The sequence below is a fragment of the Trichocoleus sp. FACHB-591 genome, assembly GCF_014695845.1.
Taxonomy (GTDB): Bacteria; Cyanobacteriota; Cyanobacteriia; order FACHB-46; family FACHB-46; genus Trichocoleus.
Map to the genome: position 1 here is coordinate 272,027 of NZ_JACJPA010000040.1, position 25,570 is coordinate 297,596.

Below are 25,570 nucleotides of genomic sequence, written 5' to 3' on the forward strand. Positions count from 1 at the left end.
AACCAGGAAAGGAGTAATGCATCGAGAAGCCGCTAACTCGTTTGAGCGTTCCACCCGTCATTTTTTCTCAAACGGCATTCAATTTCTATTGCAACTCCTGAATAGAAAAACCGTTTTGATTCTGACTCTCCTATTCATTGCTGGGGTGTCGGGGGCTTTGTGGAATATGTCGCGGCTCTCATCTAGCTTGATTAAGTCTCAAGCACTTCAGAGCGCTGCCTTGTATGCTCAAGCCATTGAAGAAGCTCGAACCCTCTACAGTTCCGAGGCGGTCAGACGAGTCGCAGGTGTTCCCGGAATTACAGTGACGTATGACTACACAAATACGCCAGGTGCAATCCCAGTCCCAGCCACCTATTTGATCGAGCTGAGCCATCACCTGAGCGACAAAAATCCTGGCATGTCGGTACGGCTGTATAGTGACTACCCGTTTCCTAGCCGAAAAGCTGAAGGTGGCCCTAAAGATGAGTTTGAGCGTGAAGCTCTACGTTATCTGACCCAACATCCAGAGCAACCCTTCTATAGAATCGAAACTTTTCAAGGTCGTCCGGCTCTGCGCTATGCCCAAGCAGACATCATGCAGGCTAGTTGCGTCAGTTGCCATAATAATGACCCCAATAGCCCGAAACGAGATTGGCGAGTCGGAGATGTGCGAGGTGCGCTGGAGATTACTCGACCGCTCGATACGTTTATGGCTCAAACCAATGCTGGATTACGTGGCACCTTCCTCATGCTCACCACTCTGTCGCTCCTAGCGCTATCAGGAATTGCATTGGTGATTGGTCGCTTACGTCAAACTTCTAAGGAGCTGGAGTTGCGCGTGATTGAGCGTACGGCTCAACTTCAGTCCGCAAATCAGGAATTAGCGATCGAGCAAGGAAAATCAGAACGCTTGTTGCTGAATATTTTGCCACCCCCCATTGCCCAAAAGCTCAAAGACGGTCAGAGCAATATTGCAGATGGCTTTGCCTCGGCCACGATTTTGTTTGCGGATCTGGTCAACTTTACCCAATTGGCCGAACAAGTGCCTCCAGAAGCACTCGTGGCGATGTTGAATGAGATCTTTTCCGCCTTCGATCGCCTGAGCGAACAATATGACTTAGAAAAAATCAAGACGATTGGAGATGCCTATATGGTGGTGGGAGGCTTACCCACGCTACGACCCGACCACCCCCAAGCGATCGCCGAAATGGCTCTAGCCATGCGCGAAGAGATTCACAAATTCAATAGCCGCTATCACCAAAATTGCAGCCTCCGAATTGGCATCAACACAGGCCCAGTGGTAGCTGGCGTGATTGGCACCAAAAAGTTTATTTACGACCTATGGGGCGATACGGTCAACGTTGCCAGCCGCATGGAATCTCATGGGTTACCAGGAGAAATTCAAGTTACTGCGGCTACTTACGAATGCCTCCGAGATGACTACAGCTTCGAGCCTAGAGGTTCAATTGAGGTCAAGGGGAAAGGAGCCATCACAGCCTATTTACTGACAGGCAGGAAAAGCCACGCCAATCTTTATCTAACTCCTGCATCGGTAGCCTGAAACAGGAGTTTGGTTCTTGGTACAAGACGAACCAAGTCGAGAAACAGGAGGCAGTTTAGGCTTAGCCCGGATGATGCGGTACTGATTCGTTGTTTATCGAATTTGTTCATGTTGTAGCTGAATCAGGATATAACTGGCAAACTCACGATCTGTTGCCAGCTTGAATCCCATCAGCCGTTCTAGAGCTTCACTCCGATTGGCAGTAATGGGGTTGGCTTGGTTGACGACCAATAAGTAACCAACTTGCCAGTCATCTATGACTAAATTTTCTACTTGGTGTCGCTCCTGCTGTCGGGCCGCATAAACCAACAAGCCATTCGCCTCTAGGTTGCAGATAGCGCGGTTTAGCGTCAGTTGAGCAGTGATTCTATCTTGACTGGCGATCGCATCCCAGCTATCAAGACGCTCCTGAATGTTTTGCAAAAACTCGTTTGCCAGTTCGGTTCTATCACTATCTAGATGGTCATGATGAAACCGGGAAGCATGGCTACCGCGCAATAGAGATATGAGCTGAAGCCCAGTCTCCATTCTGTAGAGTAGTAAAGGAGATTGAATTGGTTCTGATGCTGGCGGATCTAGGTTAAAAGCAGCTCTGATCCACGCTTCATGTCTGCGCTTGATCTTCCTCAACATATCTACAGGATATGTGTGGGGTTGAGCATCAACCAGTTGATGATGAACTTGACAGAGCAAAATGAGATTGGAGTAGTCATCTGGTTCTTCCACAGTCAGCGGGAAATTACCACGGGGGCCATTGGGTTCGGGTGCCACAATATGACATTCATTCCCAATTGCCGACTCTAAGTATGATTCAGTGGCGTGCATAACCAATTGACGCTGACAAACAGCACAGCGATCGCCCGATCGTTTCCACAGAATCCTACGGGTCTGATTAGAGATGGCCATCGTGACAGTTAAGTAAACTCTACCAATCCCCCTAGTATTCCCCCAGCAAAATTAGCTCTAACAGAATGGGTTGGGTCTGGCCTGTGGCGATCGCAAGCTTGAGCAGCTATTTTTCTACCTGCTTCTGAATTGCGTAAGTAACTTGTAGCAGCCCTGTTTCATAAGTTTTGGTATGTTGCAACTTCAGCAATGTCTCAAGAGTGGGGTCATGAGCAATCAGAGGAATGCCATCACCCAGAATAATGGGGTGAATTGAGAGAATCAGTTCATCCACAAAACCATGCTGGAGACAAAAACGAATGATTTCAGAGCCGCCTACTAGCCAGATATTTTGCTCTTGAGCGTGACGTAACTGGTTCAGGAAGTTGACCCAGCCAGCGCTGACAAACTCTACATTTTTATCTTGTTGCTGTTGTTGTGTTTTGGAGAAAACATATCCTTTTTTGCCGTGATAGGGATACTCGCCAAAGCCCAAAACTTGCTCATAGGTTTTACGCCCCATCAAAACTGTATCGACTTGTTCAAAAAACTCAGTGTAGCCGTAGTCTTGATCTGTAAATAGCCAATCTACTGCTCCGGATGTTCTGGCAATATATCCATCAAGGCTAGTTGCAATAAAGAGTTGAATGGAGCGCATCTTTGTTACTGATTGGTAGATTCCAAAGCGGCTCGATCCCAATGAGCTAGGTCGGCAGCAGCTTCATAAGTGGTCTGAAAGAAGGCAAGGAGCATGGCATCGGGGTCAGGTGCCTGTTGTAGGGCTGCGTAGGGCAAAACAAATTCTTGGAGATCGGGGCTGTAGAAGGCTTCCGCAGGTTGAATCACATAATCTCGAAACCCTTCAGGCCCAGGATAGGCATAGGCGTAGAAGATCGGCTCAGCCACTGTGCCGCCTCCGGGCCAGAAGCCACAACTGCTCACTTCATGCGAGTAAGCTTCTCTGGTTACCCAATCGGCCATGTGGGGAACGCCACCAGGATGTTCTGGGGCAAGACGACCCGAGAAGCGAGTGACTGCTAAGTCAAAACTGCCCCAAAAGAAATGCACTGGGCTTGCTTTACCAATAAAGCGGGAGCGAAATACAGTCATGACTCGGTGTGTTTGCAGCAAGATTTGCCAAAGTCGCTGAGCATACTCTGGATCATAGGTAGCATGTTGATGGTCTTGCTCAAAGCGAATGGGATCAGCGATTTCTTGTGGCATAGTCCAGATTTGGACTGCAATCCCCAGTTCACGCAAGGTGCCAATGATCTCTTGGTGAAAATCTGCTACAGAACGAGAAACGAGAGGGATATTTCTGGTAGCACCATCGCTCGTTTCAATGCGTAAGTTGTGATCGATGAAGTCAAAATCAATCTGAAAGAGACGGGTTTGGTAAGGAATAGCAGAGGTCGTCAAGCCTCTGGGCGTGACATACAGTGTGGAATGCCACCAATGATTCAGCTTGGGGGCCAGGGCGAGCCGAATTTTACCGACAATTTGAGTCCACAGATGCAGAGTTGCATAGGTATCTTGCCATGCCGTCACTGGCAGGCTCGGCCAAAGACTATTGCTAGCGGTGTTATGCACAGGAGTTGCCATGAAGTGAACCTCCAGATCATCCTGTCCTTATTAAACTGGCTATGCCGCAGCAACCCTGCTTTCTTTAGCAATTTATTCGGTTGAGTGAGAACCCAATTAGCGATCGCCCTTGATACCAGCCTAAACAGGCGATCGCCCGGATGCTTGACTAAAAGCCACTTACACGGCCAATGGGACGATTTCTGCTTGTACCTTCGCCCCTGTGATGGATAGGCGAGCCACTGAAATAGGCAACTTAAAGCGCTTCGGCCCTGCGCTGCCTGGATTCACATACAAGACACCTCCGCGTTCTTCTATCAACGGTTTGTGGGAATGTCCGCTAATTACAACTTGAAATCCAGCCGCTTGGGGATCAAACTTGAGTTCTTGGAGGATATGCAGCATGTGGATGGAGATGTCTGCAACTTTGACACTCTCCTGCTCTGGAATCACCTCAGCCCAATTCGCTTTGTCAATATTGCCTCGGATTGCAATGACAGGCATAGGAGATTTTAGAGCAGGGGTGGGAATGGCTTGTAATCCTGCCAAGACCTCTGGCTTGCCAATGTCTCCTGCGTGCAGAATCAGGTCGGAACCCGTTAAGGCAGCGATCGCCTCAGGACGCAAAAGCCCGTGAGTATCAGCAATAACTCCTACTTGCGTCCCTGACTTTATAGCTTGCCCCATTGCTCCACCATTGCCCGCTGCCTCAAACTACTCTGACTATGCTGCCTGAGCTAAAGGAGAATTGTCATAGTGAGCCAGGAGATCCGCTGGATCGTTGTAGATGGCGATCGCGTCCGCCAGTTGCTCATCTGGGAAGCCACCGGAACGCACCGCAATTACCCCAACTCCCGCTTTGCCTGCTGCCTCAATGTCATAAGGCGTATCGCCTATCATCACAACTTCTTCTGGAGTCATTTGGCTTTTAGCTAGAGCTGCTTCCACAATATCCGGTGCAGGTTTAGAATGTTCGGCATCCCCAGAGGCAGTGGCTTCATGGAGCAGATCATCTACTTGAGCGACTTTTAGTAGAATTTTTAGTTCTTCCTTAGTAGCGGAAGTCGCAATAATCAAGTGTAAGCCTTGTTCCTGCATCTTCAAAACCAGGTCTCGGCTACCATTGGCGGAATCTAATTCATTGCCAAATTTGTTGAGAATCAGCTCTTTACGACGAGTGCTAATTTCTTTTCCTACCCCTTCTTTGTTATTTAGATCTGACACCATCTGCGGAATGATCTGATCGCCACCCATACCAATTAGAGGCCGCACATTCTCGAAAGGAACTTCGTAACCAAATGCAGCAAAGGCCTCCACCCAGGCTTGAGCATGAGCATCGTTGCTCAACACTAGCGTTCCATCTACATCCAGAATTACACCTTTAAGTGCCACTGCGGTTTCCCTTTTGAGCAAATTTCTTGTATAGTGGCACAGCCTAAAAATCACTTCATCAGTCTTGCAGATGAGAAGATCAAGACTCGATACTGTAGCGAGATTGCATGGATTTAGAAGGGCTGCTGCGAAACAATCGGACGATTCGGGTAATTGGGTTTGACGATGCGCCTTTTGTCCGGCGATCGCCTGATCCGGTGCCAGTCGCGGGAGTCGTTTGTGCGGGAACTCGGTTTGAAGGGATGGTGTGGGGCCAGATTCAACCGGATGGCTGGGATGCCACCGAGGAGCTTTGTCGGTTGCTAATCGGGCGGAAGTTTCTGCCGCAACTGCATTTGGTGTTGCTTGATGGCATCTCCTTAGGTGGCTTCAATGTGATTGATCTCCCTTTACTGGCAGAACGACTCGGCAAACCTTGTGTGACCGTGATGCGACGGCAACCTGACTTGATGGCAGTCAAACACGCAATGCAGCGCTTACCGGAAGCAGATCGCCGATTGGAAATGATGCAAAGAGCGGGTTGTATCTATGCGCGATCGCCTTTTTACTTTCAAGTGTGTGGGGCACCACCAGACTTGATTGCTCAAGCTCTCCCTCGTCTCAGCGATCGCGGCCATGTGCCAGAAGCGCTGCGAATTGCTCACCTGATTACCGCAGCAGTAGTCAAAGGGGAGAGTGGGCGACAAGCATAGTGCGGTAAACCTAAGAGAGAAGAGAGAAACGGTTGGACGGTTGGGTGAAGCTATGTTGCAAATTGATGGTTCCTATGGTGAGGGAGGCGGTCAGATTCTCCGCACCAGCTTGAGTTTGGCAGCAATTACAGGGCAAGCCATTCGGATCGATCGCATCCGAGCAGGACGCAAGAAACCAGGATTAGCGATTCAGCACCTCACGGCTGCCCGAGCTGCTGCCGAGATATGTCGAGCGGAGCTAGTAGGAGATGCGGTCGGCTCCACTACCCTAGAATTTCGGCCCACGGTGTCGCCACAACCAGGACAATACAAATTTGATGTGGCAGAAACGACAGGGGCAGGTTCGGCTGGAGCGATCGCGCTGATTTTGCAAACGATTCTGCTGCCTTTAGCCCTCAGTCCAGGTGGTTCTCATGTCACGCTCCGGGGTGGGACTCATGTAGCTTGGAGTCCACCCACTACCTACATCGAACAGGTGTATCTGCCGATGATGCGGAAAATGGGCGTGCAGGCGAAGATGCAACTACAAGCGTGGGGTTGGTATCCCCAAGGGAACGGCGAGGTAGCCTTAGAGATTACGGGGAACCAGGCACCACTGCAAGGCATGGAAGTGCTAGAGCGGGGCAAGCTGAAGCAGGTGCAAGGATTGGCTGTGGTGACAGAGTTGCCTGCCCATATCCCTCAGCGGATGGCGAGCCGAGCTTATAACCTGTTACAGCAAGCGCAACTGCGATCCGATGTGCAACCCCTGCGGGCAAAAGGGATTGCGCCTGGGGCAGGGATGTTTCTCACCGCAGAATACCAACATAGTCGGGCTGGGTTCAGTGCCATCGGCAAAGTCGGTTTAGCGGCGGAAAAAGTCGCAGAAATGGCCGTACAGGAGTTCCTGGCATTTCAGGCGACAGATGCACCGATTGATGTGCATTTAGCGGATCAGTTGTTGTTGCCTGCGGCTCTCGCTACGGAGCCGAGCCAGTACCGAGTCGCAGAGGTGAGCTTGCACCTCACAACCAACGCTTGGGTGATTGAGCAATTTGGTTTAGCTCAGGTAGCGATCGCTCCAGATACGCAAGTTGTCACCGTCACACCCAATCGTTAGCGAAGCCACGACTATTTCTCCCCGCAGACTGAAGCTGACCTCACTCACCTACTTACCATTCAAGGTAAAGGATGCGCGGGAAAGTGAGACATTGTATGAATTATCTAGTGGCGGTTTTACCCGATCGGAACCAGGCAGAGGCCGCTTACACAGCCTTGGAAAAATCAGGTCTACCTCTTAGTCAGGTAGATATTCTGGGCAGGGGTTACAAAAGTGCAGATGAATACGGCTTGATTGACCCCAACAGCCAAGCAAAAAAAGGTGCGACAAGCTTAGCTGTCTGGTTAATTCCTTTTGGCTTTGTGGCAGGTTATGCCTTCAACTATCTAACCGGAATTGCTATCTTGCCGATCGCTGCGGTTGGTAACCATATTATTGGCGGGCTTCTGGGAGCTGCTTCTGCGGCTTTGGGAGCTTTCTTGGTTGGTGGGGGCGTGGGTTTATCTGTGGGCAGTGGAGATGCGTTGCCCTACCGCAATCGCCTCAATGCGGGGAAATACTTGGTGGTGGTGCAAGGGTCGGAAGAACTGACCCACCAAGCAACTCATGTGCTGCGTCAGTTTGAACCGGAGAACCTGCAAGGTTACGCCGAACTCACAGCCGCCTAAACATAAGTAGACAGATCGAAGACTGGCATACAGCTTAAGAAATGGGGGATGAAGTTCTTGGAGTTATGCCCAGCTCCTCAACCCCAACCTCTCTGTATGCAAAACTTTTGGTCAGCTCAAACCACAGCTTCAACTGCCGTGGGGCTGCTGTCAGTGCTCCTAACCACTGCTGCCCCCGCGATCGCCCAACCCAGTAGCTCATCTACCGCCCAATCCGCTGCCGTCCGAACGACTCCAGTCAAGGTGCCAGAAATTCTCTCCGGGCCACCCAACACCACGTTACCAGTGCGACGGTCTTCTGGGAATTGTCCTTCTACCATTCGTCTCTGGACTGCCTCGCGTTACTACGAAGGCGGAGCCGAAAACACCGTGATCATGAATATGTCGGCGATCGCCTCAGCACCCGCGAAGTTCATGGATGTGCGCGATCGCGTGGTGATCTATGGTGCACCTTTGCAGAAAACTTACGCTTCTTGTGTCGGTTGGGTCGTCGCTCCTAATGCGCCTGAGTACAATATTTGGTTGCAATTCGGCAACGCCTACTTCCGCTTCGATCTAGATTCTCTTAAAGGTAGACCTCTGAGCGAAATCACCTATCAGAATGTGGTGAAGGGACAACCCTATTTGCGTTGGGCGATCGCGGATTAACCAGATTCACACCGTTAGACTTCCAACAAGAGGAGTTGACGGATTGGTTGGACTGAAGTCAGGAGTGCATCATAGATGTGGTAGCAGCAAAAAATTTGATCAGTCTCTAGGCAACGGGGCCTAGAGACTGATCATCGTCCCTAGCTGTATTCAGCCCGGAGTCAGGATTAGCGTTCGACCACTGCTGCTCTAATTCGATCTGTTTTGCGATTAAATCAATTAAGTAGCGGATGCGCTCAATGGTGACTCGGATACCATCAATCGTCTTGGCGCGCTCTTCAATCAATTCTTCAAAGCGTCTGTGAGAACTCATGGTGATTCAACAACAGGGCAAAACTGAGACAATCTACATACAAACCAAAATCGCAGGGATTGCCCGGATCTGAACCTCTCGTAGGGGGCAACTGACTAGAAAAACTTTTAGTGATTCAAAATACAGAAAAGCTTCAGAGGCAATGCTAACAAGCGATTGGTAGTACTGCGATCGCTACTGTGTGAGTAAACAGTAACAACTGCGTAAAATAAAGGCAGGAAGCGAGACGCGAGCAAATATGTACCTGACCTGGCTAGACAGCAACTCTTGGCTGATTGAAATGGGAGGCAAGCGAATTCTGCTGGACCCGTGGTTAGTCGGGCCGCTAGTTTTCGGTAATATCAACTGGCTGTTTAAGGGCATCCGTCCCCAAGAGCGTCCAATTCCCGATCGCATCGACTTGATTTTGCTGTCTCAAGGGTTAGAAGACCATACGCATCCTCCCACGCTCCAACAGCTCGATCGCTCAATTCCGGTTGTTGCTTCCCCTAGCGCTGCTAAAGTGGTGCGCGAGTTGGGCTACCACCAAGTAACGACTCTGGCACATGGAGAAAGCTTTAATCTAGATAACCAAGTCACTATTCAAGCCCTACCCGGATCGCCCATTGGTCCCTTCGTCACCGAAAACGCTTATTTCTTGAAAGAACTTGCTTCAGAACTCACTCTTTATTACGAACCTCACGGCTATCATGCCCCAGTCCTGAAGGAGATGGCACCGATTGATGTGGTGATCACCCCAGTCATCGATATGAAAGTGCCTGTATTAGGACCAATCATTCAAGGCAAAAATAGCGCTTTCGAGTTGGCGGAGCTGGTGCAACCTCAAGTGATGCTACCGACCGCCGCTGGAGGAGATGTCACATTTGAGGGAGTGCTGATGGCGGTGATCCAGACAATGGGTAGCGCGGATACACTACGCACTCAACTAGCGGCTAGCAAACTCTCAACCCAACTATTAGAGCCAAAACCCGGCGATCGCGTGGAACTAAAACTCCAACCCCGGGCGATCGCCAAATCATGATTGTGAATTAAAACTTTTGTGTTCCACCTGTAGGGCCAACAGCCGTTCGCCCCTACCCCTACTTAACGATGGATAGAACCATCAGGGAGGGTGGCTCCTTGCAAATTGGCTTTGTGCAGGTTGGCCCAGCCCAGCTCAGCTCCTTGCAAATTGGCTCCTTGCAGATTAGCCCCACTCAAGTTAGCGCCCCGCAGATAGGCGTAACTGAGATTAGCCCCTTGCAAATTGGCCTTGCTGAGATTGGCCCAACTGCAATCGGCTTTAGATAAATCCGCTTCGCTCAAGTTAGCTCTAGAAGCATACGCCCGCCCCAGATGCGCCTGGATTAAGTTGGCCTTGGTGAGGTTAGCTTGGTAAAGATGAGCAGTAAGCAGCTCCGCGTTATAGAGAGTGGCATTGCTAAGGTCTGCTTGACTTAAATTAACCGCCATCAGGTTGGCTTCGCTCAAGTTAGCGCGGCTCAAACGAGCTTCACTGAGGTCTGCGCCTCGGAGATTGGCTTCTCGCAAATCGGTGCCAATCAGGTTGGCTCCACTCAGGTCAGCCCGCTTAAAATTGGTACCCCGCAAATCCGTGCCGATCAAGTTGGCTCCGCTGAGATTGGCATCGCGCAAATCTGCCTGCATCAGGCTAGCGTCAACCAACTCAGCGTTGCACAAGTAAACTTCTACCAAGTCAGCCGCTTGAAGATTAGCGTTGTTGAGAATGGCGTTGCTGAGATTGGCAGCAATCAGTTTCGTATGGCTGAGGTCTACCCGCTTGAGATTGACTCCTTGCAAATCTGCGCCTCGGAGGTTGATGCCGCTTAGATCTGCTTCGCTCAAATCCGGTTCTACAGCATTATTGTGAGTTCTCCACTCCAGCCATCGCACAGCACCCATTTTCAATAGCGCCAAATGTTCTGGATTTGCCATTGAGTGCTTCCTTTATTCCTTGCCTCGATCAGTGGGGTTTTCACGCCCAGTCACGCTTTCAATAGCTGCGAGAGCGGCACTGGAGCCAGCGAGAATGTCTTGCTCGTCTCCGCCTAAATACAGCCGTCCAAAGCTGCCAAAGGCTTGCACCTCTAGCAATCTAATCCCAGCTGCCTTTTCAGCTTCGTTTGCAGCCAGAGCCGCATATCCCGCAGGTTCAACTTCCAAAACATAAAGGGTTTGGCCCGCCAAAATCAGATTGCCTCGCCGAAAGCGGTTGATTAACTGAGTTTGGTGCGCATCAATGTTGCGGATAATTTGGCTAGAAACCACCCGTGGCTTCAGGCGATCGCGCTCTTTCGCTCCCAATGCCTCTAGAATCGCCATCCCAGCAGTCCGGGTATCTCCTTGGTTGCGGGAATGCACTTCTAGCAAGCCATACAGACGCTCAACGATTTGCAAGCCTGGTCGCACCGAGGTGGCTTTGAGGGCAACATCTGTGATCCGGTTGATTTCAATGCCGGGGGAAATTTCAACCCAGAGCGAAGTATCACCTGGGAGTGGCAAGAACCCAGGCACCACGGTTCCCAAAAATGCCGCATGCTGTGGTTGAATATTGTCCAGATAAACGTAGCTGCGTAGTTCTATGCCCAAGGTTAAAACTCAGTACAGACCAATTTGCTCAGTGTACGGGTAAAAGTATCTCAGCTATTGTGCCATCCGGCTATGGTTCCGCAGAGATGACTTGCCATGGGGGTCAGAAAGATCCCTCAGGCACGCTTGAGGTACCACCACTTTCAACCCAATTATTCGAGCAGCAATCACAACTCACAGTTCAAGCAACTGCTGATATGGGTCGAGCAGCAGCAAAATCTGAAGGCAAGGTTCTCAAGCTGATCCAGATCTTGTACTCCACTCTCATACAGGTAATACATACTTGACTGTCTTGCTCGGCCAAGTCCATTGCTAGGGCAAACGCTTCTTGTCTGCTATCAGCAGGAAACCTTCTCCAGAGGCAGTACAGCTCTTTGCCAGAACACATCCCTTCGCGAATCTCATGGTCATACAAAAACTTAAAGGGGTGGACCAGTTCGTGAGACAACACCAAAGGCAACATAAAACTTCGAGGGAGGAGCTACTTCATCTTCCTTAATGCTCTATCAACAAAAATGTATTCTCTCTTACTTAAAGGAAAATCAATTTAAATCTTTACACTGTCATAAATAACTAATAGGTTTGTTAAAAAAACGACAGTAAGCATTGCCACACTTCCTGTTTTCCCTTAATAAGACGAGCTTGGTCAGAGGCTGCCTTTAGCTCATCTAGATTAAGCCACTTGGCGGCATCAATCTAAGCAATTTGCCTGAAGCATTGTTTGTAATAATAGATACATCAATAATCCAAATAACTTTTGCTAATATTAGCTCCCTAAATAATAAAAAACTTTGAGAATTTCCGGATCGCCTCCCGTTTTCTAGGGGAAAAAGCTATAAGTTTTTTCAAAGAGAATAACTAGCTAATCTAAGAAAGAAACATTTTATACAATTGTTCAACCGTGAGCCTGATCACCCTAAATTTCATAGCGGCAGCAGACTATACAATTAACCAGTTCTCTAAACAGCTTTCATGTCAGTTGATTCATTTGCCCTGTAGCAATTTATTCAAGAGCCTCCTTACATGAAGCCACTACTACCTAACGTCTTGACTCAGCGCTGGCGAGGACGCCCGGAGGAGGACAACTCAGAACTCGAAGCTCAACCTCCAGCAAAAGTTTTATTGCCTGGGACTACGGGTTCTCTGACTCGTCGCACGCTGATCAAGCTGGCAGTAAGGATTGCGGGTGTGATTGTGGTGTCAACTACGATCAGCTATTTCCACATGATTTCTAGCTTCAAGTCCCAAACACTGGGGCAACTGGAAAAGTATGTAGAAGAGCGGGTGGAGCGAGAAAATACGATCTTTGCGTTGGCAGAAACGAACCAAGCAGTCTTGAAAACTGAGTTGCTCCGGCGCTTAGAGGAATTAGGGGATCAAGATCCCAAAACTGAATTCGATCGCTTGTTTGCGCGATCGCCTGATGGGGCTATTCGCAATCGCTCAGAAATCTTTGATGGCACTCGTGAAGCAGGCGTATACATCGACAAGCGAGTGCAGCTCAATGCAGATATTCGGCAGCGAGTCCTCACCTTCTATCAACTGGCGAATATGTATGGTGCGGCGTGGCATCATCAGCTGCAAAACACCTATTTCACATTGCCAGAGAACATTATGGTGCTCTACTGGCCCCAAGTGCCAACTTGGGCCGCTGATGCTACCTCAGATCTATCCATGCCCGACCAGGAGTATTACTGGGCGGCTAACCCAAAACATAACCCAGCGCAAGAAACAGTCTGGACAGGCTTGTACTACGACATTGTAGGTAAAACTTGGTTGGTGACTTGTGCCACCCCAGTCAGCCGCAACGGGAAGCCCATTGTCACTTTGGGCCAAGACATCACCTTAGATGAGCTACTCAACCGCACCATCCACGATCGCTTACCTGGCGCTTACAACATGATTGTGCGCTCCGATGGTCGCCTGATTGCCCATCCCCAGCGTACAGCGGAGATTCAAGCCAAGAAAGGAGAGTTTGACATTCAGCAGTCGGGCGATCGCCATCTAAAGCAAATCTTTCAGAAAATTCAGACCCTGCGCTCGGGTCAGGTGATTATTGACAACGCGCAGCATGACGAATATCTAGCTGTCGCCAAAATCAAAGGGCCAGACTGGTATTTCGTTACAGTCTATCCCAAGTCGATCTTGGCGCAACCCGCTTTCCAAACGGCTCGCATCATCTTGCTCTTGGGCTTTTTGTCTTTATTGCTAGAAATTTTAGTGCTGTTTTTTGTCCTGCGCCAACAGATCGCCAAACCCTTAACCAGCTTCATGCAGGCTACAGAACTGGTGGCTGCGGGCGATTTCAATATGCAGCTAGATGAGTCACGCCGAGATGAGTTGGGGCATTTGGGGCGCTTGTTTAACTCAATGGCCGACCAAGTATACAGCCGAGAACAAAGCCTAGAGCAAGCCCGCGAGAAATTGCGGCGCAACAACGAAGAGCTAGAACTGCGGGTGTTAGAGCGTACCACCGAGTTGAGCCTGGTGATCACTCAACTAGAAGACGAAATTACCGAGCGGCGGGAAGTAGAATCGGCCCTGCGTGATTCAGAAACGCAACTCAAAGAGCAGGCCCTACAGCTCCAGCAAGCGCTGCAAGATCTCCAAAGTACCCAAGCCCAACTGATTCAAACGGAGAAGATGTCTGGTTTAGGGCAACTTGTGGCTGGGGTGGCGCATGAGATCAATAACCCAGTAAATTTCATCTACGGCAACCTCACCTATATCAACCGCTATGCCGAAGATCTGCTCGATCTGGTGCAACTTTATCAGCAACATACCATCGAGAAAATCCCTGCGGTTGAAGCTCAGATTGAGGCGATCGAGTTGCCTTTCTTGGTCGAAGATCTGCCGAAACTCTTGGCCTCCATGAAAGTTGGGGCCGAACGCATTCGCCAAATTGTCCTATCCCTCCGCAACTTCTCCCGCCTCGACGAAGCCGAAATGAAGCCTGTGGATATTCATGAAGGCATCGACAGTACGCTGCTGATTTTACAGAATCGTTTAAAGGTACAACCCCATCGGCCAGAAATTGCTGTAGTGAAAGAATATGGTGAACTGCCGTTGGTGGAGTGCTACGCCGGACAACTCAACCAAGTGTTTATGAATATCCTTTGCAATGCTATTGATGCTCTAGAGGAAGATTATGAGCAGCGATCGCTAGCTAATCCCGCAACGATACCCAGCATCACGATTCGCACCACTACCCACAAAGCAACGGTGCTGATAGACATTGGTGACAACGGCCCTGGTATGAGCGAAACCGTTAAGCACCAATTGTTTAATCCCTTCTTCACGACCAAGAAGGTGGGAGAAGGAACTGGCTTGGGCTTGGCGATCAGTTATCAAATTGTGGTGGAAAAACATCACGGTCAATTGCGCTGTCTTTCCACACCTAGTCAAGGTACTCACTTTTTAATTGAGATCCCAACTGCGCACAAAGCGATCGCTGATCAATCTGCAACTGAAAACCCTGCGGGTGAAAAATCTGCGATCGCTTCCCTCACCGAGTAAGCTATTGCTCGTCGCGCCCATGAGTAAAGGCGGGAGGTGAAGTTGCCTCAACTGCCGTAAATGGCTCTAACACCTTGTAAGTATGCGAGGCTCCTTTCGGCACCACCCAAGAATCACCCGTTTCTAGAAGCACCATTTGGCCTTCCAGGTGCAACTCAGCACGACCTTGGATCACATAACCGACAGTTTCGTATTCACGACGAGTTTCAGGCTTGGATGCACCCGGTTGCTCGTTTTCCCACATCCGCATGGCTAGAGTCACTCCTCCAGCCAGGTACTTTTGCCCTAGCTCACCATGAGGAGACTGGGCAGATTGAACTTTGATGACTGTGGTATCGCTCATGATTTTTCGACCTAATAACGACAAGTTAAACAATTGGCGATCGCAATGGGGCAGGCTCCAGCCCATCAGCCTGACTAGGCGAGTGGAGCCGCAGGGAGTCAGGCTTGATATGCTCAGCTTCTAGAATTTCAACCAAGTTATACAGCTCCGAGAGCAACTGGTTGATTAAAGCTGTCTTTTCAAATTGAGGAGCAGGGTCAATCTCCATGACTACGGCCTACGGCTTGAGGACAACTTTGATGCAGTTCTCTTTTTTATCTCTAAAGATCTCGTAACCATGAGGAGCTTGGTCTAGAGGCAGTTTATGGGTAATGACAAAGGAGGGGTCAATCTTGCCTTGCTGTACCGCTTCCATCAAGGGTTTAATGTAGCGGTGCATGTGAGTTTGGCCCATTTTGAAGGTCAAGCCTTTGTTGAAAGCAGCCCCAAAAGGCACTTTGTCTAGAAAGCCACCATATACGCCTGCTAGGGAGACATGGCCTCCTTTGCGACAGGAGAGAATGACTTGACGCAGAGCAGTAGGGCGATCGGTTTCCAGACGTACCGCTTGCTTAACTTGGTCGTACATCGCCATGGGGCCTGTGCCATGCGCTTCCATACCTACCGCATCAATACAGCTATCGGGGCCACGTCCGCCCGTCATCTCTTTGACGGCTTCTCCAGCATCAATCTCTTCGTAGTTGATGATTTCGGCTCCACATTGCTCTTTCGCCATCTGTAAGCGTTCGGGAATGCGATCGATCGCGATCACTCGTTCGGCCCCTAGCATGAAGGCACTCTTGATGGCAAACTGACCGACAGGACCACAGCCCCAGACTGCTACGGTATCCCCTGGCTCAATGTTGCAGTTTTCTGCCGCCATGTAACCTGTGGGGAAAATGTCAGTCAGGAACAAGACTTGATCGTCACTGAGTCCATCGGGCACTTTGAACAGACCTACATCGGCAAAGGGAACACGAGCATATTCCGCTTGACCGCCTGCGTAGCCGCCAAACATGTGAGAGTAGCCAAACAGCCCAGAGGGAGAGTGCCCCATTGCAGCTTCTGCCATCCAGCCGTTGGGGTTGGAGTTGTCGCACAAAGACCACAAATCCCGCTGACAGAAGAAGCAGCCGCCGCAGGAGATGGTGAAGGGAACGACAACGCGATCGCCGATTTTCACGTTCTTGACGGCACTACCAAGTTCAACCACTTCTCCCATGAATTCATGCCCGAGGATATCTCCCTCTTTCATGCTGGGGATATAGCCATCAAGGATATGTAGATCGGAGCCGCAGATGGCGGTGGAGGTGATTTTGATGATGGCGTCACGGGGATTGAGAATGGTGGGATCGGGGACGTTGCCGATCCGAACGTCGTTTGCTCCATGCCAGCAGAGTGCTTTCATTTAATCTTGCTCCTTTACGCTTTTGAATTAGGTTTTGATATAAAACCAAGAAGTAATGCACTGAAATATGAAATAGAGATCGACTCTTCTTTCCCCCTTCCCTGGTAGGGAAGGGGGCTAGGGGGTTAGGTCATGGCTTGAACATGACACGCATGCAGTTGTCTTGTTTGTTTTTGAACATTTCGAAGCCGCGTTTGGCTTCTTCTAGTGGTAGGGTGTGGGTGAGGACAGCGGAGGGGTCGATGCCGCCGTTGAGGACGTGTTCTAGCAACATGGGGATGTAGCGCTGACCGTGCATTTGACCCATCTTGAAGGTCAGGGCTTTGTTGAAGGCAGCGCCAAAAGGCATTTTGTCTACAAAGCCAGAGTAGACTCCCATGATCGAGAGAGTGCCGCCTTTACGACAGGCAACCATCATTTGTCGCAGCACGTTGGGGCGATCGGTTTCCATTCTTACGGCTTGCTTGGCTTTGTCATAAAAGCCTTCCACGCCCATGCCGTGGGCTTCTAGACCCACCGCGTCAATGCAGCTATCCGGGCCGCGTCCTCCGGTCATCTCTTTGAGTGCTTCGCCTGCGTCTACTTCTTCGTAGTTGATCACTTCGGCTTTGACCAACTCTCTTGCCATGCGGAGCCGTTCAGGAAAGCGATCGATCGCGATCACTCGTTCGGCTCCCAGCATATAGGCACTGTGCATAGCGAAGAGACCCACGGCACCTGCCCCCCAAACCGCGACGGTATCTCCCGGTTGGATGTCGCACATTTCTGCGCCCATGTATCCGGTGGGAAAGGCATCGGAGAGAAAGAGTAGTTTCTCATCTGGGATGCCTTGAGGAACTTTAATTGCTCCGTGATCGGCGAAAGGAACGCGAATATATTCGGCATGGGCACCCGCGTAACCGCCAAAAGCATGGGAGTAGCCGAAAATTCCAGCGGTGGAGTAACCTGTGACTTGCTCTTGGAGCCAACCTCCAGGGTTGGAGTTGTCACACAGAGACCACTGTTGCAAGTTGCAGTAGGAGCACTGCCCGCAACCGATGATGGATGAAACTACAACGCGATCGCCCCGTTGCAATTTCCGCACTTCGCTGCCAATCTCAACCACTTCGCCCATAAATTCGTGACCAATAATGTCACCGGGTTGCATGGTAGGGATGTAGCCATCATAAATATGGAGATCGGAGCCACAGATAGCGGCGGCTGTGACTTTGACAATGGCGTCTCGCGGATTGAGAATCTTGGGATCGGGGACTGTGTCCACGCGGACATCATTGGCCCCATGCCAGCAAACTGCTCTCATCGAATGATTACTCCTGCCTATTGAGATGCACGACAGGACGTTTGTCCTTCGGTGGTGGCAATTTCGCCTGCTTCCATCAGCATTTTGAATCGGCGTAGTTCATCGCCAATTTGTTGTTCGGGTTCTTCGCCTAGGAGTTTGGCGATCGCGGCGGAGACGGCCCCACCGGGAATGTTGTATTCCATCACCACTTTGACTTCGGTGCCCCGACCACCAGTCGCAGGTTGGAAGCGCACAAAGCCAGAGTTATCAACGTCAGCGTTCTCGGCAGAAGCCCAAGCAATGAAGCGGTTTTCTTCTTCTTGAATGATGTCAGCATCCCACTCGACGCTGGTGCCCAGAGGTGCGCTGGCAATCCAGTGCGATCGCGTGTCGTTGTAGACGGTGACAGATTTGAGGTGCTTCATGAACCGGGGGAGGTTCTCAAAGTTACGCCAGAAGCGGTATAGCTCTTCGGCAGACTTGTTGATGGTGACAGTTTTTTCAACTTTGATGCCTTTGTTGAGACCCACAGCGTCTTGAGCTTGCTGGAGCACTCCCTGAGCTTTTTGCACAGTGCTTTGCTTAGTCACACCTTGGTAGAGCAATCCCCCGCCTGCGACTGCGGTCAAAACGCCCCGGAGCGATCGCTGTTGTAAACCTGCAAGCACCAAGGCACCTCCCCCGATGAGAGAGGCCCAACGCTCAGCATCACTGGCCTCGCTGCTGCCAGACTGGTTAGGCACGATTGGCTGATTACTACTTTGTTCCATTTGTTTTTCCTTTAGAGTTTCAAATTTGATTTTGTTAACTAAACACTTAGCCGAGATGAGAGCGGAGCACTATCTTGTGTCCATTCTTGTGCCCGTTGCAGCAACTCACAGACCTCGCGATCGCTGGTCTGAGGGAATGCTTCGTACCAGGCTCCCACCGAGGCAAATCGCTCTGGCATCACAGCACAGATGATCGCGTCTACTTGTGGACTGAGCTGCTCATAGGCTTGACGCGCTCCGACTGGAACCGCCACGACAACTTCTTTGGGTTGTTGTTGCTGCACTGCCATGACTGCGGCTCGCATTGTCGCTCCTGTGGCTAAACCGTCATCTACCAGAATCACAATTCGATCTGTGATCGGCAGGATAGGGCGATCGCCTCGATACAAATGCTCGCGGCGTTGCAGCTCTTGTTGTTCGCGCTGCGTCACCTGTTCTAGCGAGATATCGGAGATCTGTTGCATCTCCACCACATCTTGATTCAGCACCCGTACATCACCTGAGGCGATCGCTCCCATCGCCAGTTCTTCGTGACCCGGAACCCCAAGCTTCCGCACTAGAAAAATGTCTAGCGGCACATGGAGGGCAGCAGCAATTTCAAAGGCGATCGGCACCCCACCGCGAGGCAGTCCTAAAACCAGCACATCAGCGCGATCGCTATACTGCGTCAGCAAAGATGCTAGAAATTGACCTGCTTCAGTTCGGTTTTGAAATCGCTTCATGATTCAATCTCCTGACCAGCCTAGAGAGCTAGTGATCTGCAATAGCCCGCCACCTCAAATCTTGGCTGCGGCACCAGAGGTAGGTTGAGGGGGGCTGACGGGGCCGACACTAATGCGAGCATGGTAAAGATCAGCGACTTGCTGCTCATGCTTGGCAATGTCGATCTCCATGTCATCAAAAATTAGAGTAGTGGTGGGGTCGGTCAGCTTATTACGCAGGGCATAGGTATCAACGACTCCGGTTTGCAAGTCGCCCAAGGCTCGCCGCAAGATCGAAATATCATCGGTACGGGTTTGTAACCAACCTTTGAGCGTAGCTAGAGTGCCGCTGGCGACTGCTTGCAGAGATTCTTGCTCCCCGAACAGCCGCAACCTTGCTTCTAGCTTCTGGATATGTTGTTTTTTAGCCGCGCAGACATGCTGAAAGACAGACCGCAATTCCCCGTCATCTGTCTTCTCGGCATACTGCTGGAAAGCTTCTAAACCGTAACGCTCTCCGGCGATCGCTGTATTAATGGCGCTGACGATCTCCTGCTTACTAGAGCCACCCCACTCTTCGCCCAACTTCCACCAACCTGCATCGCGATCGCTGACATCAGGCAGAGTCGTGTCTGGAATGCTTAGGCTCAGGCGAGTCAAGATCGCAGTGGTAAACATGGGCAAGTCACCCGGACGGCGCGAGGTGAGCAGATTGCCATCCTCTACCAACGGCTCATCCACATAGTTGGCTCCTGCATTCTGCATATCTTTGCGAATGGCTCGGAAACCTGTGGCAGTCCGACCTTGAAGTAAGTCTCCCTCAATCAAAACTTGAGGACCGTGACAAACCGCTGCGACCAACTTGTTTTGGGCGATCGCATCTTGGACAAAGCGCACCGTCTTCATATTGGTCCGCATTTTGTCGGGAGCCATGCCACCCGGAATAATCACTGCATCAAAGTCAGCGGCACGGGCTTCTGTAGTAGTGCCATCAGGTTCCTGCGACACTCTGCCTTGCTTGCCTTTGTACTGCTCATTCATCCGGGAACCGAGGACAACGACTTCGGCTCCAGCTTTTTTCAGAGCTGTGTAAGGAACGTGAAACTCTGAATCTTCAACACCGTTTTCAATTAAAATGGCAACTCGTCTCGAAGAGGCGGGAGTTCCATTTTGAGCGTAATTGGATACCATAATTGAATTCCGTACCTCTGATTGCGGGCACTAATGCTGCAATGAAACACGCAAGCATCAATGGTTGTAGCCGAAACTAATTCTTGAATTCTTGTCAGTAGATAGAGAAATAAACTAAATCCAGAATTAACTCGTCTTGTGACTCATCACCTGGCTTATTAAGTGCAAAGGTATAGATGCTTACCGGGCCGCAGCCGTTGATTGAGTCAGCCTAGCTGCAAGCAGCGCTTTCGCCCGTTCTGCCCGTCTGTTCTCTTCTTCTTGTAATTCCTGGAAGAATTGAGTCAACTCGCTGTCGCCTGCTTCCTCCGCGTCCTGAATGTAGACTTCGCAAGTGGCAGCCCCTTCTAAGGCATGGTAGAGCACACTGACTAGGTCGTACTGCTCGTCGCTAGTGCCAGTCGTATGTTCGCCGTGATGAGACATGGTGATCCTCCTAAGGGTTGGCACATTAATTGGACGCTTATGCTGTGTGTAAGCACGTCTCAGCGTACGTCCGCCAAGGACAACCTCTCCTCGCCCTACAGACAGATCTCAACCAAATCTCAGTAGACCTCACTCAATGGATCTCAAAGCTCCAAAAGCTAGGAAATCTAATTTCAAGCTTTTGGCCTGCGCTTCGCCGAACTCTTCTAAATTACCTACTCCTCAAGGTGGGAAGTTGATAGCTAACTTCTGCCTCAAGCAGCATGGAACTTTGCCAAAATTTGGCGTTAATGAGTGCCTATAGAACGCCTTGATCACTTGCATTCAAAGTTGTGCTGGTGTCCATCCCAAAACTCCAGCGATCGCCTTGCTTCTCCTCCAGCTGGGCTGCTATTTAGGCGATCTCCCGAAGCGATATTCCTGACTCGTTCAATTAGTGAGAAACAGCATCCTGTCCATTTAGCAAATTCTTTTGTTATGAGCCAGAGCCTATCCACCACTCACAAATCGACCACCCACAGATCGACTCGTTGGTTTGCACTTGTATTAACTCTGATTTTAACTTTCCCCTTATTTGCTGCCTGTGGTGATTCTCAAGTCACCTCGCCCCAACAACCGCCTACTTACAACACCCGTAATGACAGGCAATATGCGCCTCCCCGTAACGATACACGGGTAAACCAAGGCTTGAACAACAAGCAGAAAGTTGCCATTTTGGCTGGAGCAGCCGCGCTTTACTATCTTTACAATCAGCATCGCAACAAACAGGCGCAAGGGCCAGAAGGACAGTATTACCTCTCTAAAAATGGTCGAGTTTACTACCGGGATGCTCAGCGTAAGGTACATTGGGTGACACCACCGCGAGAAGGCATTCGAGTACCTGAAGCAGAAGCTCGACGCTATCAAGAGTTCCAAGGCTACAACGGTCGAGAAACAGGTCGTGACCTTCGCGATTTAGCCGCAAGTGGTGAGCCCGCTCCCGCTTATTAAATATAGGTTTAGGTAGTGATTAGTTGCTACAGGATAGTTGCTACAGGACACATTGAAAAACTGCTGCTCAGCGGTTGTGGATACAGGCTGATATAGATTGAGCCTCCGTGAGCAGCTTGATAACCAAACTGAAATAGGAGATCCATCATGGTTGATGATTTTTTCCGGAGAATGCAGGATGCCCTACTGGGAGATGACCCAGATGTGAACTATGACCGACGGGTCCGCCCTGCTAGTGAAGACCCATACGGCGATCCTGCGGACCAACCTCCTTACGGTAATGTTCGCCCCGCTAGCGAAGATCCTTACGGTGACCCAGCTAACCAAGGTGGCTACGGTTACGATCCTTATGGCAACGTGCGTCCCGCTAGCGAAGACCCCTACGGCGACCCAGCTAACCAAGGTGGTTACGGCGTTGGCTATCAAGACCCCTACGGCAATGTCCGCCCGGCTAGCGAAGACCCCTACGGTGACCCTGCTGACCAAGCTGGCTATGGCACGGACCCATTTAGAAATATCCGCCCCGCCAGTGAAGACCCCTACGGCGATCCAGCAGATGACCCCCGCTACCGGAGAAACGTGCGTCCCGCCAGCGAAGACCCCTACGGTGACCCTGCTGACCAAGGCTGGTAAAGCAATTTAGATTGATGTTGTAATTAGAAAAACTCCGCCTAGGCAAAAACTGGGCGGAGTTTTTAGCTACTTGTCAGAGCCTGATGAGACGCGATCGCCCTTACTTTCGAGCCTTCACAAAGAAGGTCGTCATGTCTTGCCATACTCCTGCATCCGTTGCCAACTGCTCAATTTCTGCTCGATATTTCCTCTGAAGTTGCTCCAGTTGTTGAGCAGATAATAGAGATAAGGGATTACCTCTTGGGTAAAAACTACTTTCGCTCCAGCTTAATCTACCGTCATCTAAGCTCAAATAGCATCCAGACGGCTCAATTACAACCTCAATCTCTCTGAAACCCGCATGAAGCAACAAATCACGACACTTCTCAGGGGTGTTAAGCGGTTCGTTAATGTGAGGTAAGGAAAGATTGAATAGCTCTGTGTAAACTTTGCCTTGAAGTGGGGCCAAGTAAGCAGTGTCAGCAGGACAGGTGAAAGCCACAAATCCTCCTGGTCTCAGAAACCGATACCACTTCTCTAAGGTTTTAGGAATATCAGGCAGATATGTGATCGCAGAGCAACAGAAAATTACGTCAAAGCTTTCGGGCATAAAGTCTACAGCTTCTGCATCTGCTTCAACGAACTCAATGTTTGTTAATCCTAGAGGTTCAACCTTCCGCTTAGCCTGAGCCAGCATCCCAGGAGAAAAATCGACTCCCACCACGTAACCCTGCACTCCAACTTTCTGTGCCGCCGAAATTGCCACTAATCCGGTACCTGTAGCAATATCAAGCACTCTTTGCTGCTTTTGCAAAGGTACAAAACTTAAGAGCTGGGCTGCTTCTTGAGGGTGCCGAGAACCTTCTTGGTCATAGGCAATTCTCTGATTAAAGAAATCAATCACCTGTTGCTTGTATTGATTCATGAGCTTTAGAACTAGGTGTTTCTAAGCGATCGCATATCACCCTATCCAAATAATCACTCTAATTTCCCTTACCTTTCAAGCCGTTATCTATCTAATTGCAGAGGGCCAACCGAGCGAAACAGTTGCAGTCCCAAGGACACGCTCCATCCTTACTCCTGCGTTTCTGCCTATTTGTGGAGTGAGTTCAGATTTATCTTCGTTACCTTGGCAACTATAGAACTACAAACTATAGAACTGCAAAACAGAGAGGCAGGGCAATGGCTAACCAAACCTCATCTGGTGCCAAGTCAGGACCAGGTTCAGAACCAGGACTGAACGCGAGCCAACATGTGGACGCACCAGAACTGAACGAATATACCGATACCAATCCCGCATTGTTTAGTGACGAAGCGGAAGGACCAGAAGAGATTGCGGATGATGACGTGCCTCAGGAAGTCACAGAATCCTATGGCACGGGAGTGAAGGATCAACCAGGTTGGACCACTGGCGGACGCACCATGTACAACCGTAGACAGGCCTACAATGAGACCAGCCCAGAGCTGAGTGGTGGAGATGTTGATGCAGCCTGGACCATGCATATGGAAGGCGAAGAAATGGTAGGGGGCACCGTCGCCACCCCAGACCAAGATATTGTGGATGACTTGGGTGCAGCGATGGGCACAGAAATGCGCGATCGCGAGGACTTCTACGGTAACGACAAATTTACTCAGCGAGATGAGCATCGTTGGGACTTAGATCCTGCCTCTGCTGAGGATTACCAAAATCGACATCAAGAAGAGTAGGGATTCACCAAATTAGATTTGCAGTTATGTTGGGCAGGGTTCACCTGTCCAACTAAGCAAACTTAACTGGGTGCCAGAGTAATCCCCTGAGAGATTTGCCCCTGAGGGATTTGTAGTTATAAGGATACAGAGGTGATGCAACTTAAGCCAATTAATCAGCAGGTGGTCGCGATCGTGGGTGCCTCTAGTGGCATCGGTCGCGAAGCAGCGCTGCAATTTGCTCAGCGAGGGGCCAAGGTCGTCGTAGCGGCCCGGAGCCAACCTGGGCTGGAGTCTCTGGTGGAGGAGATCCAACGGGCGGGAGGTGATGCGATCGCTGTGGTTGCCAATGTCGCTGATATGCAACAGGTGCAGGCGATCGCGGATACAGCAGTAGAACGTTATGGTCGCTTGGATACTTGGGTACATGCCGCTGCCACAGGCGTGTTGGCTCGCTTTGAACAGATTACCCCAGAAGAATTTCAGCGGGTGATTGATGTCAACCTGATGGGGCAAGTTTACGGTGCGAAGGCAGCGTTACCTTACTTAAGGCGAGAGGGTCGGGGTGCCCTGATTCATATCTCCTCCATGGAAGGTCGGCGGAGTCTGCCACTGCAAAGCCCTTATTGTGCGTCTAAACATGCGCTGCAAGGGATGTTGGAATCTTTGCGGGTAGAACTGCAACATGAAGGGATACCAATCAGCGTTACTAGTGTTCTGCCCTCTGTGATTAATACGCCGTATTACAACAAGGTAAAAACCAAGTTGGGTGTCAAGCCTACAGGGATTCCACCTTATTATGATCCGCGTTTAGTCGTAGATGCAATTCTGTATGTGGCGGAGCATCCCACTCGCGACTTTATTGTGGGGGATGTCGGTCGAGTGTTAGATGTGGCGCAGCGGATCTCTCCTCCTCTAATTGATGCCGTTTTAACAGTCGTGGGAATTCCAGGGCAGCACACCACTGAGCCAGAATCAGAAGCCTCTCCAGATAACGTTTTCGCTCCGATCGCCGCCGATCAAGGACTCGATCGCGTAGATGGTGATTTTGACAACTTAGTCATTCCCAGCGTTTCCGACTGGTTCGCCATGCGATCGCCTTTTGCCTGGGGCGCAGTGGCGGGAACAGTGGCAGTCGGAGCATTGGCTTTGCTAGCCAACGGAATGCTCAATAATTCTCAGCAACCTTAATAAGAACCTAACCCCTAGCCCCTTCCCTAGTAGGGAAGGCCAGAGCCATAACCCCTTTTCATAGTCCCTCCCCGGCGCGGAGAGGGGTTGGGGGAGGAGTCATCTAATTTAAAAACCAGAAATTT

General features: G+C 50.4%; 29 protein-coding genes. 11 read left to right on the top strand and 18 right to left on the bottom strand.

Going from position 1 to position 25,570, the window contains the following annotated elements; genetic code table 11:
- The first annotated feature begins 16 nt into the window (after nucleotides 1-16).
- Nucleotides 17-1,543 (top strand): adenylate/guanylate cyclase domain-containing protein, encoded by a 1,527-nt coding sequence (locus H6F90_RS07315; protein ID WP_190551728.1) that lies wholly within the window; start codon nucleotides 17-19, stop codon nucleotides 1,541-1,543.
- Nucleotides 1,544-1,636: 93 nt separating this feature from the next.
- Here H6F90_RS07315 and H6F90_RS07320 read toward each other — a convergent pair whose 3' ends face one another.
- The 5 genes from H6F90_RS07320 to H6F90_RS07340 form a co-directional block, all read right to left on the bottom strand.
- Nucleotides 1,637-2,449, bottom strand: coding sequence for an HNH endonuclease (locus tag H6F90_RS07320; protein WP_190551503.1), 813 nt, complete (start codon nucleotides 2,447-2,449; stop codon nucleotides 1,637-1,639).
- A gap of 106 nt (nucleotides 2,450-2,555) precedes the next feature.
- Entirely contained in the window at nucleotides 2,556-3,086 is a 531-nt protein-coding gene (locus H6F90_RS07325) for a dihydrofolate reductase family protein (protein ID WP_190551505.1), read from the bottom strand.
- A gap of 5 nt (nucleotides 3,087-3,091) precedes the next feature.
- Nucleotides 3,092-4,030 (bottom strand): DUF5996 family protein, encoded by a 939-nt coding sequence (locus tag H6F90_RS07330; RefSeq protein ID WP_190551507.1) that lies wholly within the window; start codon nucleotides 4,028-4,030, stop codon nucleotides 3,092-3,094.
- 159 nt (nucleotides 4,031-4,189) lie between these two features.
- Nucleotides 4,190-4,696 (bottom strand): metallophosphoesterase family protein, encoded by a 507-nt coding sequence (locus H6F90_RS07335; protein WP_190551509.1) that lies wholly within the window; start codon nucleotides 4,694-4,696, stop codon nucleotides 4,190-4,192.
- A gap of 36 nt (nucleotides 4,697-4,732) precedes the next feature.
- Nucleotides 4,733-5,401: an HAD family hydrolase gene (locus H6F90_RS07340; protein WP_190436738.1), complete on the bottom strand. Its 669-nt coding sequence runs from the start codon at nucleotides 5,399-5,401 to the stop codon at nucleotides 4,733-4,735.
- Nucleotides 5,402-5,508: 107 nt separating this feature from the next.
- On the opposite strand from H6F90_RS07340, the gene H6F90_RS07345 reads away from it, so the two are divergent.
- The 4 genes from H6F90_RS07345 to H6F90_RS07360 all read left to right on the top strand — a co-directional run bounded on the left by H6F90_RS07345 (nucleotide 5,509) and on the right by H6F90_RS07360 (nucleotide 8,448).
- Nucleotides 5,509-6,093 (top strand): DUF99 family protein, encoded by a 585-nt coding sequence (locus tag H6F90_RS07345; protein ID WP_190551511.1) that lies wholly within the window; start codon nucleotides 5,509-5,511, stop codon nucleotides 6,091-6,093.
- A 52-nt stretch (nucleotides 6,094-6,145) separates the two neighbouring features.
- The gene (gene rtcA / locus H6F90_RS07350; protein WP_190551513.1) at nucleotides 6,146-7,192 is read left to right on the top strand and encodes an RNA 3'-terminal phosphate cyclase; all 1,047 of its coding nucleotides are present in this window, start codon (nucleotides 6,146-6,148) and stop codon (nucleotides 7,190-7,192) included.
- Nucleotides 7,193-7,287: 95 nt separating this feature from the next.
- A complete protein-coding gene (locus H6F90_RS07355) occupies nucleotides 7,288-7,800 on the top strand; it encodes a hypothetical protein (RefSeq protein ID WP_190436730.1) in 513 nt (170 codons plus the stop codon).
- Between the two features lie 48 nt (nucleotides 7,801-7,848).
- A complete protein-coding gene (locus H6F90_RS07360; protein ID WP_190551515.1) occupies nucleotides 7,849-8,448 on the top strand; it encodes a hypothetical protein in 600 nt (199 codons plus the stop codon).
- A 106-nt stretch (nucleotides 8,449-8,554) separates the two neighbouring features.
- On the opposite strand, the gene H6F90_RS07365 is transcribed toward H6F90_RS07360, so the two are convergent.
- Entirely contained in the window at nucleotides 8,555-8,761 is a 207-nt protein-coding gene (locus tag H6F90_RS07365; RefSeq protein ID WP_190551517.1) for a hypothetical protein, read from the bottom strand.
- A 238-nt stretch (nucleotides 8,762-8,999) separates the two neighbouring features.
- On the opposite strand from H6F90_RS07365, the gene H6F90_RS07370 reads away from it, so the two are divergent.
- A complete protein-coding gene (locus tag H6F90_RS07370; RefSeq protein ID WP_190551519.1) occupies nucleotides 9,000-9,782 on the top strand; it encodes an MBL fold metallo-hydrolase in 783 nt (260 codons plus the stop codon).
- A 62-nt stretch (nucleotides 9,783-9,844) separates the two neighbouring features.
- On the opposite strand, the gene H6F90_RS07375 is transcribed toward H6F90_RS07370, so the two are convergent.
- The 3 genes from H6F90_RS07375 to H6F90_RS07385 form a co-directional block, all read right to left on the bottom strand.
- Nucleotides 9,845-10,696, bottom strand: coding sequence for a pentapeptide repeat-containing protein (locus H6F90_RS07375; protein WP_190551522.1), 852 nt, complete (start codon nucleotides 10,694-10,696; stop codon nucleotides 9,845-9,847).
- 12 nt (nucleotides 10,697-10,708) lie between these two features.
- The gene (locus H6F90_RS07380; protein WP_190436712.1) at nucleotides 10,709-11,350 is read right to left on the bottom strand and encodes a hypothetical protein; all 642 of its coding nucleotides are present in this window, start codon (nucleotides 11,348-11,350) and stop codon (nucleotides 10,709-10,711) included.
- Between the two features lie 181 nt (nucleotides 11,351-11,531).
- Nucleotides 11,532-11,813 carry a hypothetical protein gene (locus H6F90_RS07385; RefSeq protein ID WP_190551524.1) on the bottom strand — a complete coding sequence of 94 codons (282 nt, stop codon included), beginning with the start codon at nucleotides 11,811-11,813 and terminating at the stop codon, nucleotides 11,532-11,534.
- 560 nt (nucleotides 11,814-12,373) lie between these two features.
- Here H6F90_RS07385 and H6F90_RS07390 point away from each other — a divergent pair.
- Nucleotides 12,374-14,866, top strand: coding sequence for an ATP-binding protein (locus H6F90_RS07390; protein ID WP_190551526.1), 2,493 nt, complete (start codon nucleotides 12,374-12,376; stop codon nucleotides 14,864-14,866).
- Between the two features lies 1 nt (nucleotide 14,867).
- Here the strand turns inward: H6F90_RS07390 and H6F90_RS07395 are convergent, their stop codons facing one another.
- The 8 genes from H6F90_RS07395 to H6F90_RS07430 form a co-directional block, all read right to left on the bottom strand.
- Entirely contained in the window at nucleotides 14,868-15,209 is a 342-nt protein-coding gene (locus H6F90_RS07395) for a cupin domain-containing protein (protein WP_190551528.1), read from the bottom strand.
- A gap of 25 nt (nucleotides 15,210-15,234) precedes the next feature.
- Nucleotides 15,235-15,417, bottom strand: coding sequence for a hypothetical protein (locus tag H6F90_RS07400; RefSeq protein ID WP_190551530.1), 183 nt, complete (start codon nucleotides 15,415-15,417; stop codon nucleotides 15,235-15,237).
- Between the two features lie 9 nt (nucleotides 15,418-15,426).
- Entirely contained in the window at nucleotides 15,427-16,596 is a 1,170-nt protein-coding gene (locus H6F90_RS07405) for a zinc-dependent alcohol dehydrogenase (RefSeq protein ID WP_190551532.1), read from the bottom strand.
- Between the two features lie 130 nt (nucleotides 16,597-16,726).
- Nucleotides 16,727-17,896: a zinc-dependent alcohol dehydrogenase gene (locus H6F90_RS07410; protein WP_190551534.1), complete on the bottom strand. Its 1,170-nt coding sequence runs from the start codon at nucleotides 17,894-17,896 to the stop codon at nucleotides 16,727-16,729.
- Between the two features lie 17 nt (nucleotides 17,897-17,913).
- Nucleotides 17,914-18,648, bottom strand: a complete 735-nt coding sequence (locus H6F90_RS07415) for an SRPBCC family protein (protein WP_190551536.1) — start codon at nucleotides 18,646-18,648, stop codon at nucleotides 17,914-17,916.
- A gap of 38 nt (nucleotides 18,649-18,686) precedes the next feature.
- Nucleotides 18,687-19,370 carry a phosphoribosyltransferase gene (locus tag H6F90_RS07420; protein ID WP_190551538.1) on the bottom strand — a complete coding sequence of 228 codons (684 nt, stop codon included), beginning with the start codon at nucleotides 19,368-19,370 and terminating at the stop codon, nucleotides 18,687-18,689.
- 54 nt (nucleotides 19,371-19,424) lie between these two features.
- A complete protein-coding gene (locus tag H6F90_RS07425; RefSeq protein ID WP_190551540.1) occupies nucleotides 19,425-20,540 on the bottom strand; it encodes a DJ-1/PfpI/YhbO family deglycase/protease in 1,116 nt (371 codons plus the stop codon).
- A 180-nt stretch (nucleotides 20,541-20,720) separates the two neighbouring features.
- Nucleotides 20,721-20,966 carry a hypothetical protein gene (locus H6F90_RS07430; protein ID WP_190551542.1) on the bottom strand — a complete coding sequence of 82 codons (246 nt, stop codon included), beginning with the start codon at nucleotides 20,964-20,966 and terminating at the stop codon, nucleotides 20,721-20,723.
- Nucleotides 20,967-21,443: 477 nt separating this feature from the next.
- On the opposite strand from H6F90_RS07430, the gene H6F90_RS07435 reads away from it, so the two are divergent.
- Entirely contained in the window at nucleotides 21,444-21,956 is a 513-nt protein-coding gene (locus H6F90_RS07435) for a hypothetical protein (RefSeq protein ID WP_190551544.1), read from the top strand.
- Between the two features lie 147 nt (nucleotides 21,957-22,103).
- Entirely contained in the window at nucleotides 22,104-22,589 is a 486-nt protein-coding gene (locus H6F90_RS07440; protein WP_190551546.1) for a hypothetical protein, read from the top strand.
- 100 nt (nucleotides 22,590-22,689) lie between these two features.
- Here H6F90_RS07440 and H6F90_RS07445 read toward each other — a convergent pair whose 3' ends face one another.
- Nucleotides 22,690-23,493, bottom strand: coding sequence for a class I SAM-dependent methyltransferase (locus H6F90_RS07445; protein WP_190551548.1), 804 nt, complete (start codon nucleotides 23,491-23,493; stop codon nucleotides 22,690-22,692).
- Between the two features lie 257 nt (nucleotides 23,494-23,750).
- On the opposite strand from H6F90_RS07445, the gene H6F90_RS07450 reads away from it, so the two are divergent.
- Together H6F90_RS07450 and H6F90_RS07455 are read left to right on the top strand one after the other, a co-directional pair.
- Nucleotides 23,751-24,275, top strand: a complete 525-nt coding sequence (locus tag H6F90_RS07450; protein ID WP_242024377.1) for a DUF6335 family protein — start codon at nucleotides 23,751-23,753, stop codon at nucleotides 24,273-24,275.
- A 135-nt stretch (nucleotides 24,276-24,410) separates the two neighbouring features.
- Entirely contained in the window at nucleotides 24,411-25,445 is a 1,035-nt protein-coding gene (locus H6F90_RS07455; RefSeq protein ID WP_190551550.1) for an SDR family oxidoreductase, read from the top strand.
- Nucleotides 25,446-25,570: the final 125 nt, after the last annotated feature.

What these genes read in the sequence shown, in the direction of transcription:
- H6F90_RS07315 (WP_190551728.1), top strand. Translation starts at nt 17, where the DNA reads ATGCATCGAGAAGCCGCTAACTCGTTTGAGCGTTCCACCCGTCATTTT.
- H6F90_RS07320 (WP_190551503.1), bottom strand. Translation starts at nt 2,449, where the DNA reads ATGGCCATCTCTAATCAGACCCGTAGGATTCTGTGGAAACGATCGGGC.
- H6F90_RS07325 (WP_190551505.1), bottom strand. Translation starts at nt 3,086, where the DNA reads ATGCGCTCCATTCAACTCTTTATTGCAACTAGCCTTGATGGATATATT.
- H6F90_RS07330 (WP_190551507.1), bottom strand. Translation starts at nt 4,030, where the DNA reads ATGGCAACTCCTGTGCATAACACCGCTAGCAATAGTCTTTGGCCGAGC.
- H6F90_RS07335 (WP_190551509.1), bottom strand. Translation starts at nt 4,696, where the DNA reads ATGGGGCAAGCTATAAAGTCAGGGACGCAAGTAGGAGTTATTGCTGAT.
- H6F90_RS07345 (WP_190551511.1), top strand. Translation starts at nt 5,509, where the DNA reads ATGGATTTAGAAGGGCTGCTGCGAAACAATCGGACGATTCGGGTAATT.
- rtcA (WP_190551513.1), top strand. Translation starts at nt 6,146, where the DNA reads ATGTTGCAAATTGATGGTTCCTATGGTGAGGGAGGCGGTCAGATTCTC.
- H6F90_RS07355 (WP_190436730.1), top strand. Translation starts at nt 7,288, where the DNA reads ATGAATTATCTAGTGGCGGTTTTACCCGATCGGAACCAGGCAGAGGCC.
- H6F90_RS07360 (WP_190551515.1), top strand. Translation starts at nt 7,849, where the DNA reads ATGAAGTTCTTGGAGTTATGCCCAGCTCCTCAACCCCAACCTCTCTGT.
- H6F90_RS07365 (WP_190551517.1), bottom strand. Translation starts at nt 8,761, where the DNA reads ATGAGTTCTCACAGACGCTTTGAAGAATTGATTGAAGAGCGCGCCAAG.
- H6F90_RS07370 (WP_190551519.1), top strand. Translation starts at nt 9,000, where the DNA reads ATGTACCTGACCTGGCTAGACAGCAACTCTTGGCTGATTGAAATGGGA.
- H6F90_RS07375 (WP_190551522.1), bottom strand. Translation starts at nt 10,696, where the DNA reads ATGGCAAATCCAGAACATTTGGCGCTATTGAAAATGGGTGCTGTGCGA.
- H6F90_RS07385 (WP_190551524.1), bottom strand. Translation starts at nt 11,813, where the DNA reads ATGTTGCCTTTGGTGTTGTCTCACGAACTGGTCCACCCCTTTAAGTTT.
- H6F90_RS07390 (WP_190551526.1), top strand. Translation starts at nt 12,374, where the DNA reads ATGAAGCCACTACTACCTAACGTCTTGACTCAGCGCTGGCGAGGACGC.
- H6F90_RS07395 (WP_190551528.1), bottom strand. Translation starts at nt 15,209, where the DNA reads ATGAGCGATACCACAGTCATCAAAGTTCAATCTGCCCAGTCTCCTCAT.
- H6F90_RS07400 (WP_190551530.1), bottom strand. Translation starts at nt 15,417, where the DNA reads ATGGAGATTGACCCTGCTCCTCAATTTGAAAAGACAGCTTTAATCAAC.
- H6F90_RS07405 (WP_190551532.1), bottom strand. Translation starts at nt 16,596, where the DNA reads ATGAAAGCACTCTGCTGGCATGGAGCAAACGACGTTCGGATCGGCAAC.
- H6F90_RS07410 (WP_190551534.1), bottom strand. Translation starts at nt 17,896, where the DNA reads ATGAGAGCAGTTTGCTGGCATGGGGCCAATGATGTCCGCGTGGACACA.
- H6F90_RS07415 (WP_190551536.1), bottom strand. Translation starts at nt 18,648, where the DNA reads ATGGAACAAAGTAGTAATCAGCCAATCGTGCCTAACCAGTCTGGCAGC.
- H6F90_RS07420 (WP_190551538.1), bottom strand. Translation starts at nt 19,370, where the DNA reads ATGAAGCGATTTCAAAACCGAACTGAAGCAGGTCAATTTCTAGCATCT.
- H6F90_RS07425 (WP_190551540.1), bottom strand. Translation starts at nt 20,540, where the DNA reads ATGGTATCCAATTACGCTCAAAATGGAACTCCCGCCTCTTCGAGACGA.
- H6F90_RS07430 (WP_190551542.1), bottom strand. Translation starts at nt 20,966, where the DNA reads ATGTCTCATCACGGCGAACATACGACTGGCACTAGCGACGAGCAGTAC.
- H6F90_RS07435 (WP_190551544.1), top strand. Translation starts at nt 21,444, where the DNA reads ATGAGCCAGAGCCTATCCACCACTCACAAATCGACCACCCACAGATCG.
- H6F90_RS07440 (WP_190551546.1), top strand. Translation starts at nt 22,104, where the DNA reads ATGGTTGATGATTTTTTCCGGAGAATGCAGGATGCCCTACTGGGAGAT.
- H6F90_RS07445 (WP_190551548.1), bottom strand. Translation starts at nt 23,493, where the DNA reads ATGAATCAATACAAGCAACAGGTGATTGATTTCTTTAATCAGAGAATT.
- H6F90_RS07450 (WP_242024377.1), top strand. Translation starts at nt 23,751, where the DNA reads ATGGCTAACCAAACCTCATCTGGTGCCAAGTCAGGACCAGGTTCAGAA.
- H6F90_RS07455 (WP_190551550.1), top strand. Translation starts at nt 24,411, where the DNA reads ATGCAACTTAAGCCAATTAATCAGCAGGTGGTCGCGATCGTGGGTGCC.